Below are 11,837 nucleotides of genomic sequence, written 5' to 3'. Positions count from 1 at the left end.
ATGACCACGCCCACCTCCACCGTCTCCGCGCAGGCGCCCGCGAAGGCGTCCACGTCGCCCGCCGCGCCGGACCCCGGCCGGATCGCGCGCCGCCGCAGGCTCGCCCAGTGGGGGTTCGTCGCCCCCGCCGTCGTCTTCATGCTGCTGTTCTTCGGCTACCCGCTCGTGCGCAACGTCGTGATGAGCTTCCAGGACTACACGCCGAAGACCTTCTTCACCGGTGAGGCGCCCTTCAACGGCGCCGACAACTGGTCCAACGTGTTCCAGGACGCCCTGTTCGGCAAGGCCCTGTGGCACACGCTCGTCTTCACGGCCGGCTCGCTGCTCGGGCAGTTCTGCATCGGCCTGGCGCTCGCGGTCTTCTTCAGCCGCCGCTTCCCGCTCAACGGGGTGCTGCGCTCGCTGATCCTGCTGCCCTGGCTGGTGCCCATGGTGGTGTCCTGCATCGTCTGGCGGCGCATCCTCGACCAGGACACGGGCGTGCTCAACTCGTTCCTGGACACGCTGGGCATCGGCGGCCACACCCCGTGGCTGACCAGTCCGGAAATGGCCCTGCTGTCGGTCGTCCTGGTCAACATCTGGATCGGCATCCCGTTCAACATGGTCATCCTGTACGGCGGTCTCCAGGAGATCCCGAAGGAGCTGCACGAGGCGGCCGCCCTCGACGGCGCCTCGGCCTGGCGGACCTTCCGCTCGGTCACCCTGCCGATGCTCAAGCCCGTCGTCACGGTCGTCCTCGTGCTCGGCTTCATGTCGACGGTGAAGATCCTCGACCTGATCCTCGCCCTGACCGACGGCGGTCCGGCCGACGCCACCCAGACGCTCGGCACCCTGACCTACCAGAACTCGTTCGTCCAGCTCGACTTCGGCGCGGGCGCCGTCGTCGGCAACGTACTCATCCTGATCTCCGCCGTGTTCGCGGTGTTCTACCTGCGGGCCAACCGCACCGAGGGGAAGTGACGTCCATGGCCTCCCACACGCCCACCGCCTCCCGGCGCCGCTGGGGTTCCACCGTCGCCGGCGTACTCATCCTGTGCGTGATGCTGTTCCCGCTGTACTGGATGCTCAACACCGCGCTCCAGCCCGACTCGGGGCTGCTCCAGGTCGACCCGGTGCCGGGCAGCCTGGACCTGTCCGGCTTCTCCAAGGCGGTCAGCGACCAGGGCGGGCACCTGCTGACCTCGCTGGCGGTCTCGCTCGGCGCGGTCGCCATCTGCCTGGTGATCTCCGCGCCGGCCGCCTACGGTCTCGCGCGGTTCGGGCTGCGCGGTTCGCGCACCATCGTGTTCGGCACGCTGATCACCCAGATGGTGCCGGGCATCGTCATCGCCAACGCGCTCTACAACTCCTACGTCGACCTGGGCCTGGTCAACTCCTACTTCGGCCTGATGCTGGCCGACGCCTCGCTGGGCATCCCGTTCTCGATCGTGCTGATGCGCTCCTTCATGGTGTCGATCCCGGGCGAGGTGATCGAGGCCGCGCAGATCGACGGGGCGGGACCGGTGCGCACCTTCGTCCGGGTGGTGCTGCCGATGAGCCGCAACTCGCTGATCACGTCGGGGCTGTTCGCGTTCCTGTTCTCGTGGAGCGACTTCATGTTCGCGCTCACCCTGAACACGACCGACGACGTCAAGCCCATCACCCTGGGCATCTACCAGTACATCGGCGCGCACGTCGGCGACTGGGGCTCGGTGATGGCCGCCTCCGTGCTGTCGGCGGTGCCCGCCGCGATCCTCCTCGTCCTCGCCCAGAAGTACATCGCCGCCGGCATCACCGGCGGCTCCGTCAAGTGAACCCCCGCACACCCCGCACGTACGGAGATGAGCACCACAGCATGAGTGACTACCCCGGTTTCCCGCCCGGCTTCGTCTTCGGCGCCGCGACGGCCTCGTACCAGATCGAGGGCGCGGCGGCCGAGGACGGCCGCGGTCCGTCGATCTGGGACACCTACAGCCACACCCCCGGGCTGGTGGTGAAGGGCGACACCGGCGACGTGGCCTGCGACCACTACCACCGCTACCCCGAGGACGTGGCCCTGCTGCGCGACCTCGGCGTGGACTCGTACCGCTTCTCGATCGCCTGGCCGCGGATCGTGCCGGACGGCTCGGGCGCCGTGAACCCCAAGGGCCTGGACTTCTACTCCCGTCTTGTCGACGAACTGCTCGCGGCGGGCATCGAACCGGCCGCCACCCTCTACCACTGGGACCTGCCGCAGGCCCTGGAGGACCGGGGCGGCTGGCGGGTGCGGGAGACGGCGGAGCGGTTCGCCGAGTACACGGCGGTGGTCGCGGAGCACCTGGGCGACCGGGTGCCGCGCTGGATCACGCTCAACGAGCCGTGGTGCAGCTCCTTCCTCGGCTACTCCATCGGCCGGCACGCGCCGGGCGCCAAGGAGGGCCGGGGCGCGCTGGCCGCCGCCCACCACCTGCTGGTGGGCCACGGTCTGGCCGTGCGGGCGCTGCGCGCGGCCGGGGTGCGCGAGGTCGGCATCACGCTCAACCTGGACCGCAACCTGCCCGCGACCGACTCCCCCGCCGACGCCGCGGCGGTGGTCCGCGCGGACACCCAGCACAACCTGGTGTGGACGGAGCCGATCCTCGCGGGCCGCTACCCGGCCACCGAGGAGGAGACCTGGGGCGAGCTGATCACCGGGGCGGACTTCCGCCGCGACGGCGACCTGGAGCTGATCTCCCAGCCGCTCGACTTCCTCGGCGTCAACTACTACCGCCCGATCGTGGTCGCCGACGCCCCGCACCGCGAGGCCGACCCGGCGCTGCGCGTGGCGACGGACAACCGCTACGAGGAGGTGCGGCTCCCCGGGGTGCGGCACACGGCGATGGACTGGCCGGTCGTCCCGGACAGCTTCACCGACCTGCTCGTCGCCCTGAAGGAGCGGTACGGCGACGCGCTGCCGCCCGTCCACATCACCGAGAACGGCTCGGCGGAGGACGACGCGCCCGCCGCCGACGGCACGGTGCACGACACCGACCGCGTCGCCTACCTGCGCGACCACCTCACCGCCCTGCGTGCGGCGATCGACGCGGGCGTGGACGTGCGCGGCTACTACGTGTGGTCCCTGCTGGACAACTTCGAGTGGGCGTACGGCTACGACAAGCGCTTCGGCATCGTGCGGGTCGACTACGACACGCAGAAGCGCACGCCGAAGGACAGCTACCACTGGTACCGGGACATGATCGCCGCGCACCGCGGGTGACCCGGGCAGGGTACGGAGGGCGGCCGGACGGCCGCCCTCCGCGTCAGCCCGCGTCCCGTTCCGCGTACGCCGCCGGCACGGCCGGCACCTCGCGGACGATCGCACCGGCCGCGCCCCGGGCCGCGTCGCCGAGCGAGGAGGGGGCCCGAAGCCGTTGACCGCCCTCGGGCCTAGGCCGGCAGGTTCCACTTCTGGGTGCCGAGGCCGTTGCAGTCGTAGATCTGCAGCCTGGTGCCGTTGGCGGTGCCGCCGGACGGGATGTCCAGGCAGCGGCCGGACTGGGGGTTGAACAGCGAGCCGTCGGCCCGGTGGCGCCACTGCTGGCCGCCGACGCCCGGGGCGCAGTCCCACACCTGGACCTTGGTGAAGTTGGCCGTGCCGTTGCCGTCGATGTCCAGGCACTTGCCGAAGGCGCGCACCGTGCCGTCGGGGGCCACGGACCAGCGCTGTCCGGTGGCGGTGCTGCAGTCCCACAACTGGGCGGCGTTGCCGTTGCCACTGGTGTTGGTGTCGACGTCGAGGCACTTGCCCGCGACCCACGGCGTGGTGACCTGGCCGACCGGTCCGCCGAGGCCGCCGGTGCCGAAGCGGACCTGGCACTGGTTGCCGGTGCCGAGCCACGTGGCGGTCAGGTAGAGGAAGGAGGCGCCGTCGGCGCGCGGCACGATCGGTGAGCTGTAGCCGGGGCAGGAGGGCTCGCCGGGGTTGTAGCCGCCGGTGGGGTCGGTCAGGACCGGGGCCTCGATCTCGGTCCACTCCCCCGCGCCGAGGTCGGTGTTGGCGAAGACCACGGTGCCGGACTCCGACAGGACCGTCTTGTTCCCGGTGGGTCCGCTCACCACGCGCTGGCCGGACATCAGCAGGGTGCCGTCGGGGCCGCCGCCCGGTACCCAGGCGAGGTAGGGGGTGTGCAGCAGTTCCCTGCCGTCGGCGGTGCGCACGAGGGTGCCCCGGTCGTCGGCGGGCGCCCAGTTCAGACCGTCGGGGCTGGTCTTGGTGTACACCTCGCAGGCGTGGTCGGCGTCGGTGGCGTCCCGGCACATCTCGTACGCCATCATGAACCGCCCGTCGGGCAGCGGGACGACGATCGACATGCCGGGGCGGGCGAGGTTGTCGGCGGGGAAGGCGACGTCCTGGGTGAGCGTGCCGCTCCAGGTGCGGCCGCCGTCGGTGGAGGTGTAGTGGCCGATGACCTGGTTGTTGGTGGGGCTGTTGGCGGGCCGCTCGTCGGAGATGAAACAGGCCAGTGTGTTGTCGGGGGCCAGCAGGAACCACGGTTCCCAGATGCCGTGCCCGATGGTGTCGGGCAGGCCGCTGGTGCGGGTGCAGTCGGAGAGGTACTGCCAGCTCCGGCCGTGGTCGGTGCTCTTGAACACCTCGACGCGCTGGGTGGTGTAGTCACCGGCCTGCCATGCGGTGCCGGCGGCCAGGAGGTCACCCTGGTTCAGGCCGTTCGCGGTGCGCGGCACCTCGTAGAGGACGGGTGCCTCGATGTCCCAGCCCGCCGTGTGCGAGGTGATGGTGGAGAGGGGGGCGGCGCTCCAGGTGCGGCCGCCGTCGGTGCTGCGGTGGACGGGCAGCGTGTTGGTGGTGCCCTGTTCGCGCTTGGCGTAGGTGGCCAGCATGGTCTGGCCGGCCGAGCCGTCGTGGTCGAGGCGGACGGCGCGGGGGTAGCTGTTGTCGCCCTGCGGGTGGGCCGCGAGGTCGGGTGACGCCAGGACCTGCCCGGCGGGCGCCGCCGACGCGGGCTGCGACCACAGGGACAGCAGGGCCGTGAGCAGGGCGAGGACGCCGAGCAGGGCCGGTGATCTTCCGTGGGTGAGTGAGGGGTTGCGCACGGGTCGACTCCTTGGTGGTGGGGATGTCGGATGGTGCGGGGTCGGCGGGGTGGGTGGGACGGAGGTCAGGCGGTGGGGCGGGCCAGTGGGTCGTCGCCGATGTGCGGGTCGGTGCGCGTGTCCACGTCCAGCGCGGTCCGGGCGGCGACGCTGCCGTCCACGACCAGCGCCAGGTGCAGCCGGCCGCTGACCCAGCCGTCGGGCAGCGTGGCGGGCACGGTGACGGCGGCGCCGAGGACGTAGGGCTTGGCCTCCGCACGGCAGCCGGGGACGGCGTCGCCGGGCGCGTCGGGTGTCCTGGCGTACACCGGGGTCCAGGTGGTGTGCAGCGTGCCCGCGACGGGGTCGGTGCCGTGGTGGGAGACGTGCACGTCGACCGTGAAGTCGGGGCCGGCGGTGAGCAGGTCGCGGCCCGGCGCCACCGGCGTCACGTCCAGGACGAGGGTGGTCGGCGCGTTGACGTGGGCCGGGTCGACACCTGCCAGGTCCTTCGCCCCGCGCCCGAAGTCCAGCAGCCCGGCGCTCTCGTGCTCGATGTCGTACAGCTCCGTGTACACGTACCCGGCGAGCCGGTCGTGACGGCGCAGCTCCTGGGTCTGCCAGCGCAGGTGCCAGGCGCGGTCCAGGCCGGTGAAGCCGCCGCCGTACTCGCTGTTGAGGTTGGGCAGGCCGCGCAGCGGCTGGCCGGGGACGGCGAGCTTCTTGTGGACGACGAAGTCGGGGCCGAGCTTGACGGGGAAGTCGTCGCGTTCGCCGGAGAGCAGGTCGGCGACGGTGGTGGCCCAGGAGGCGGCGCTCTCGTCGTAGTAGTGCCAGTCGAGCAGGTCGGTCTTGACGTGGGTCCAGCCGGAGTTGTCGACGACCGGGCGGGTGGGGTCGAGGGCCTTGAGGCGGTCGTAGGCGTCGGCGGTGGCGCGCTGCTTGGCCGGGTCGCCGGGGATGTCCCAGTCCAGGCCCCATTCCTCGTTGTACAGGCCCCAGATGACGATGGCGGGGCTGTTGCCGTCGCGTTCGACCATCGGCTCGATCTGCTCCGTGAAGGCGGTGACGGAGGTGGGCGAGAAGCGGCCGGGCGAGGCGGGTTCGGCCCACAGGAGCATGCCGAGGGTGTCGGCGTGGTGGGTGAAGCGGGGGTCCTCCAGCTTGAGGTGCTTGCGGACGAGGTTGTAGCCGGCCCCGGCCGCGAGTTCGAGGTCACGGCGCAGGGCGTCGTCGTCGGGGGCCGTGATGCCGGTCTCGGGCCAGTAGCCCTGGTCGAGCACGCCCCGCACAAACAGCCGCCGCCCGTTGAGGTACAGGGATTCGCCGTCGACGGTGAGGGTGCGCAGTCCGGTGTAGGCGGCGACCCGGTCGGTGCCGTCGGCGGAGGTCAGTTCGGCGTCGACGTGGTAGAGGTGCGGGTCCTCAGGCGACCACAGCCTCGGCGCGGGGAGCGGGAGTTCGGTGCGCAGCCGTCCGCCCGGGTCCGGGGTCGCCGTGACGGCGGTGTCCTCGTCGCGTACCCGCAGCCGCAGTTCGGCGCGGTCCGCCGCGGGACCGTGCACGACGGCTTCGACGGTGATGCCGGTCAGGTCGTCGTTCGGGCGCAGCCGGAGCGCGGCGAGGTGGGTGGCGGGGCGGGCCTCCAGCCAGACGCTCTGCCAGATGCCGGAGGAGGGGGTGAAGCAGACGCCGTCGTAGTCGTCGCGGGGCATGCTGCGCTGCTTGCCGTGGGCGATGTCCCGCTTGTCCGCCGGGGCGTGGACCCGCACCGTGAGCAGGTGCTCTCCGTCGCCGAGCGCGTCGGTGACGTCGGCGGCGAAGGGGGTGTAGCCGCCCTCGTGGTGGGCGACCTCGGTGCCGTTGACCCAGACCGTGGCGGCGTGGTGCACGGCGCCGAAGTGCAGCACGACGCGCTGTCCGGCCCAGTCGGCGGGCACGGTGAACGTGCGCCGGTACCAGGCGGTCCGGAGCCAGTGCTCGGCGATGCCGGAGGCGGGCGTCTCCCAGGCGAAGGGCACGGTGATGGCGCGGTCGTAGCCGTCGGACGCGTCGGCGGAGTAGGCCTCGGCGGGGTCGGCACGGAAGTCCCAGGTGCCGTTGAGGGTGAGCCAGGAGTGGGACCGGTCGAAGTGCGGGCGGGGGTATTCGGGACGGGGGGTGGTCATGGGCGTGTGTGCTCCGATTCGGTGCGGCTGGGGGCGGTGGGCGGTGTACGGGGCGAGGTCAGCCCTTGACGCTGCCCGCGAGGATCCCGTTGATGAAGTGGCGTTGCAGCAGGACGAACAGGGCGAGCACGGGCAGCATGGCGATGCTTCCGGCGGCGAGCAGTTCGCCCCAGACGGTGGCGAAGTCGGCCCCGACGCGGTTGCCGGTGACGTTCTGCGCGAGGGTGGAGAGGACGACCTGGAGGGTCTGGTGGCTCTCGTCGTTGACGGCGACGACCGGCCAGACGAAGTCGTTGTAGATGTTCATGGCGGTCAGCACGCCGAGCGCGGCGATGCCCGGCCGGATGACCGGCACCACGATCCGGGCGAAGATGCCGAACTCGCTCGCCCCGTCCACCCGCCCGGCGTCGAGGAGTTCGTCGGGCACGGCGGCGATGGTCTGCCGCATCCAGAAGATGCTGAAGGCGTCGATGCTGCCGGGCAGGATCAGCGCCTGGTACGTGTTGACCCACCCCAGTTCGCTCATCTCCAGGAGCAGCGGGATGACCAGCACGAGGGTCGGCAGCATCAGGGTGAGCATCAGCACGCCGAAGAGCAGGTTCTTGCCGGGGAAGCGGTACTTGGCGAAGGCGTAGCCGGCCAGCGGGCAGAAGAACATGGTCATCGCGCCCTTGACGGCCACGACGAGCACGGTGTTGACGAAGCCGGTGCCGATCGGCACGTCGTCGAACATGGCCCGGTAGTTGTCGAGCGTGGCCGAGCCGAGCGAGAAGGACAGCGGGTCGCGGACGATGTCGGCCGGCGGCTTCAGCGAGGAGCTGACGGCCCACCAGATGGGGTAGACGAAGACGAGGGCGAGGAGGCCCAGTACGAGGTACTGGAGCGGCCCCGGCCGGGGCTGGGACAGGCTCCGGCCCGTCTTCTTGGTCTGGCTGGTCATGGTCACTCGTCCTTGGAGCGGAGCAGGCGCACGGACAGCAGGGACAGGGCGAACACCAGCAGCACGAGCAGGAAGGAGTTCGCGGCGCCGGTCCCGAGGTCGGACGCCAGGATGTGGTTGTAGAGGTAGAGCCCGCCGGTGGTGGTCGAGCCGTACGGGCCGCCCTGGGTGACGACGAACGGCTCGGCGAACATCTGGAACACCGCGAGGGTCTGCACCACGACGAGGAAGGCGATGCTGCGCCGCACCAGTGGCAGGGTCAGCGACCAGAACTGCCGCTTGCGCGAGGCGCCGTCGAGGGCGGCGGCCTCGTACACGTCGGCGGGCACGGCCTGGAGTCCGGCGAGCAGGATGATGATCGCGAACCCGGTGGTCTTCCACAGGAACAGCAGCGCGAGCGTCGGTTTGGCCCAGGCGGTCGACTGGAGCCAGTCGACGTCCGGCAGGCCGACCAGGTTGAACAGGTGGTTGACCAGCCCGTAGTCGGTGTCGAAGGCGACGATCCACACCTGGGCCATCGCCACCAGCGGGGTGACGAAGGGGGCGATGAAGGCGACCCGGAACATGCCGCGCAGCCGCAGCCGCGCGTTGGCCAGCAGCACCGCCGCGGCCAGGCCGCCGACGATCTGGAGGGGCACGATCAGCAGCCACATCACCGCGCTGTTGCCCAGCGAGGACCAGAACTCCTCGCTGGTGAGCAGGTAGGTGTAGTTCTCCAGGCCGATGAAGTTCGCCTCGCCGGCGCCCTTCCAGTCGGTGAAGCTCAACTGGAGTGCGAAGACGAGGGGGTAGACGCCGAAGGCCGCGAAGACCACGTAGAACGGCGCGACGAAGAGGTAGGGCGCGAGGAAGGGCCTGCGCCGGGAGCGGCGGGCGGGTCGCGGCGCGCCGGGCGCCGCCTTCTCCGCGCTCGACGGGGTGAGGGTGGTGGGTGTCATGCGCGGTCCACCAGGTTGCGCTGGATCTTCTTGGTGGAGTCGTCGATGACGTCGTCGGGTGCCATCTTCCCCTCGATGAGCCGCTGGAGGTTGTTGCCGAGGTAGTCGACGGACTTGGCCCACCAGGCCGGGATCGGCGCGGCGGACGGGATGGTGCCGGCGGCGTCCACGGCGACCTTCCACAGGTCCTGTCCGCCGAGCGCGGCCACCGGTTCGAACAGCGGCTTGTCGGGGCGGCGCGCGGGTCCGTAGCTCGGCACGGAGGTGGTCAGACCGCCCGGGTAGACCTCGCTCGGCCCGTACACCGCGCTGTAGCCGGGCTCCTTGAAGCACAGGAACTCGTACAGCAGCCAGGCGAGTTCGGGGTTCTTCGCCTTCGCCGGGATGATGAAGCTGCTGCCGCCCATGGCGCCGCTGCGGGCCCCGCCCGGGGTCCAGGCGGGCAGGGGTGCGGCCCGCCACTTGCCCTTGCCCTTCTTCAGCAGTTGCTGGGGTGCGAAGGACCACCACACCGCCCACGGGACCAGGGCCTGCTGCCCGTTCTCCAGGGCGGCCAGGTCGGCCTGCTTGAGGTATTCGGTGTGGGTGACCAGGTCGTCGTCGACGGCGTCCCGGACCCAGTTGAGGATGGTGCGGTACTCCTTGGAGTCCAGCCGTACCCGTCCGTCGGCGTCGGCGAGGCTGGTGCCCTGCTGACCGGCGAGCATCTCCAGCCAGAGCTGGCCGAGGAAGGGGTCCTTCTCCATGTGCAGGGGGCGGGCCTTCGGGTTCCTCTCCCGCAGCGCCCGGGCCGCCGCCAGCAGGTCGTCGTAGGTCTTCAGCCCGCCGGGGTCGACCCCGGCGTCCTCCAGCAGGTCCTCGCGGTACCAGAGCAGCCCGGGGTCCAGGTCCCAGGGCACGCCGTAGATCCGGCCGTCGACGGTGTTGACCGAGAGCTTGTACGCCGAGGTCTTGTCGCGGTAGGGCGCAATCAGGTCGGTCAGGTCGTACAGGTGCTCCGCCTGGCCGCCGATCTTGGCGTCGTCCCAGAAGCTGCCGTCCGGCAGGTCGGTGCCGCTGATCAGGGTGTTGGCGAGCTTGGCGTCGATGTCGACGGCCTGGTGGTTGACCTTGATGTCCGGGTGGGCCTTGCGGAAGGCGTCGATCGCCGCGTCGAAGACCTTGAACAGGTCGCCCGAGCGGTTCCAGATGGTGATCTCGCCCTTGGCCGACGCACCCGGCGTCCCGGTGAGCTTGCGCGGCTCGGACCCGGAGGATCCGGGGGCGCACGCCGCGAGGGGACCGGCGGCCGCGGCGAGCGCGCCGGCGCCGAGCGCACCGCGCAGGACGCTGCGCCGGGGGACGAATGATCTGGACATGCACGGCTCCTCGATCGGGATGCGGGCTGGGAGTACGTGAGACGGGGTCGCTGAGCAGGGGGTGGACGTGGACGCGCGCAGGCGTCGTCGGCGGCGTGACGGCACGGTCGTGACCCGGCCGCCGCCCGCCCTTTGCAACGATGCAGAGATGATGCTGCGCATTTTGCAACGATGCAATACCTGAGTAACATCAACCTGCGTCAGCGCTGGTCCGCACGGGCAGGAACACGAGATGCTGCCGACCGATGCCCCGCGGGGGCGGTGAGGGGTAACTGGATGGCCGGCTCCACACTCCGCGACGTCGCCCGACGCGCGGGAGTCTCGATTCGTACCGTGTCCAACGTGGTCAACGGTTCGGTGCCCGTCTCCGACGAGTTGCGGGTCCGGGTGCAGGCCGCGCTCGACGAACTCGACTACCGGCCGAACCTCGTGGCCCGCAATCTCCGCCGGGGCCGCAGCGGCATGATCGCCCTGGTCGTCCCCGAGCTGGACGTGCCGTACTTCGCCGAACTGGCCCGCGAGGTGATCACCGCGGCCCGCACCCACGGGTACGTCGTCATGCTCGACCAGACGGACGGCGACGGCGACCGCGAACGGGAGCTGCTGGGCCGCGAGTCCCGCGCCACGATGTTCGACGGGCTGCTGCTGAGCCCGCTGTCCATCTCCGCGGACGAGCTGCGCCGGCGCACCAACAGGGTGCCCGTCGTCCTGCTCGGCGAGCACATCTTCAACGGCAGCTTCCACCACGTGGCGATCGACAACGTCGTCGCGGCCCGGGAGGCGACGGAGCATCTGATCGGCCTCGGCCGCCGGCGGATCGCGGCCATCGGCGACCAGCCCTACAGCACCGGCGAGACCGCGCAGTTGCGCACGACCGGATACCGGCAGGCACTGGAACGGGCCGGTCTCACCGTCGACCGGGAGCTGATCGTCCCCACCCCGCGTTTCCACCGCCACCTCGGCGCCGAGGCCATGGAGCGCCTGCTCGCCCTGCCCGAGCCGCCCGACGCGGTCTTCTGCTACAACGACCTCCTGGCCATCGGCGCCATGCACACGCTGGCGCGGGCGGGCGTCCGGGTGCCCGAGGACATCGCCGTCGTGGGGGTCGACGGCATCCAGGAGGGCCGGTACAGCTCGCCGTCGCTGACCACCGTCGCCCCGGACAAGGCCGCGATCGCGCGCACGGCGGTGAGCACCCTGCTCGGTGTGATCGACGGTTCGGCGCCCGCGCCGACGGACGCCAAGGCCCCGCACCGGCTGCTGGTGCGGCAGAGCACGAGGGGGGCACCGGTCGACTGACGGCCGCCCGGCAGCCCTGCGCCCCGGCCCCCCGCCCACCCGGGCCCCCGCCGGACGGCCCCTTGCCGCGTCCCCGCCCGACACCTAGCCTGCGTTTGTGCCG

At 71.3% G+C, this 11,837-nt stretch carries 9 protein-coding genes; 4 read left to right on the top strand and 5 right to left on the bottom strand.

The features are described from left to right. Genes IG88_RS0101745 through IG88_RS0101735 form a run of 3 tightly spaced genes read left to right on the top strand, consistent with a single transcriptional unit; the run spans position 1 to position 3,214 of the window. On the top strand, positions 1-960 hold the full coding sequence (locus tag IG88_RS0101745; RefSeq protein WP_031034080.1) for a carbohydrate ABC transporter permease: 960 nt from the start codon (positions 1-3) through the stop codon (positions 958-960). A 5-nt stretch (positions 961-965) separates the two neighbouring features. Further along, positions 966-1,793, top strand: a complete 828-nt coding sequence (locus IG88_RS0101740) for a carbohydrate ABC transporter permease (protein WP_031034078.1) — start codon at positions 966-968, stop codon at positions 1,791-1,793. A 41-nt stretch (positions 1,794-1,834) separates the two neighbouring features. Beyond that, entirely contained in the window at positions 1,835-3,214 is a 1,380-nt protein-coding gene (locus IG88_RS0101735) for a GH1 family beta-glucosidase (protein WP_031034077.1), read from the top strand. Between the two features lie 170 nt (positions 3,215-3,384). Here IG88_RS0101735 and IG88_RS0101730 read toward each other — a convergent pair whose 3' ends face one another. The 5 genes from IG88_RS0101730 to IG88_RS0101710 form a co-directional block, all read right to left on the bottom strand. Continuing rightward, a complete protein-coding gene (locus tag IG88_RS0101730) occupies positions 3,385-5,052 on the bottom strand; it encodes a sialidase family protein (RefSeq protein ID WP_031034074.1) in 1,668 nt (555 codons plus the stop codon). A gap of 65 nt (positions 5,053-5,117) precedes the next feature. After that, positions 5,118-7,199, bottom strand: coding sequence for a glycoside hydrolase family 2 protein (locus tag IG88_RS0101725; protein WP_031034072.1), 2,082 nt, complete (start codon positions 7,197-7,199; stop codon positions 5,118-5,120). Between the two features lie 58 nt (positions 7,200-7,257). Beyond that, positions 7,258-8,139: a carbohydrate ABC transporter permease gene (locus IG88_RS0101720; RefSeq protein ID WP_030398820.1), complete on the bottom strand. Its 882-nt coding sequence runs from the start codon at positions 8,137-8,139 to the stop codon at positions 7,258-7,260. Positions 8,140-8,141: 2 nt separating this feature from the next. Beyond that, the gene (locus IG88_RS0101715) at positions 8,142-9,077 is read right to left on the bottom strand and encodes a carbohydrate ABC transporter permease (RefSeq protein WP_031034070.1); all 936 of its coding nucleotides are present in this window, start codon (positions 9,075-9,077) and stop codon (positions 8,142-8,144) included. Further along, on the bottom strand, positions 9,074-10,435 hold the full coding sequence (locus tag IG88_RS0101710; protein WP_031034068.1) for an ABC transporter substrate-binding protein: 1,362 nt from the start codon (positions 10,433-10,435) through the stop codon (positions 9,074-9,076). Before IG88_RS0101710 ends, IG88_RS0101715 begins: the two co-directional genes overlap by 4 nt. A 276-nt stretch (positions 10,436-10,711) precedes the next feature. Between IG88_RS0101710 and IG88_RS0101705 the strand changes: the two genes are divergently transcribed. Then, complete coding sequence (locus IG88_RS0101705; protein ID WP_031034066.1) at positions 10,712-11,734, top strand: LacI family DNA-binding transcriptional regulator; 1,023 nt, start codon at positions 10,712-10,714, stop codon at positions 11,732-11,734. Positions 11,735-11,837 lie beyond the last annotated feature (103 nt).

Origin of the sequence: Streptomyces sp. NRRL F-5650 (genome assembly GCF_000721365.1) — a bacterium.
GTDB classification, from domain to species: Bacteria; Actinomycetota; Actinomycetes; order Streptomycetales; family Streptomycetaceae; genus Streptomyces; species Streptomyces ardesiacus.
Note: the sequence above shows the minus strand (reverse complement) of the source record. Positions and strands in the feature narration are given on the sequence as shown.

Excerpts from the sequence above, each read along its gene's own strand:
- IG88_RS0101715 (WP_031034070.1), bottom strand. The coding sequence starts at position 9,077 with ATGACACCCACCACCCTCACCCCGTCGAGCGCGGAGAAGGCGGCGCCC.
- IG88_RS0101705 (WP_031034066.1), top strand. The coding sequence starts at position 10,712 with ATGGCCGGCTCCACACTCCGCGACGTCGCCCGACGCGCGGGAGTCTCG.
- IG88_RS0101720 (WP_030398820.1), bottom strand. The coding sequence starts at position 8,139 with ATGACCAGCCAGACCAAGAAGACGGGCCGGAGCCTGTCCCAGCCCCGG.
- IG88_RS0101740 (WP_031034078.1), top strand. The coding sequence starts at position 966 with ATGGCCTCCCACACGCCCACCGCCTCCCGGCGCCGCTGGGGTTCCACC.
- IG88_RS0101725 (WP_031034072.1), bottom strand. The coding sequence starts at position 7,199 with ATGACCACCCCCCGTCCCGAATACCCCCGCCCGCACTTCGACCGGTCC.
- IG88_RS0101735 (WP_031034077.1), top strand. The coding sequence starts at position 1,835 with ATGAGTGACTACCCCGGTTTCCCGCCCGGCTTCGTCTTCGGCGCCGCG.
- IG88_RS0101745 (WP_031034080.1), top strand. The coding sequence starts at position 1 with ATGACCACGCCCACCTCCACCGTCTCCGCGCAGGCGCCCGCGAAGGCG.
- IG88_RS0101710 (WP_031034068.1), bottom strand. The coding sequence starts at position 10,435 with ATGTCCAGATCATTCGTCCCCCGGCGCAGCGTCCTGCGCGGTGCGCTC.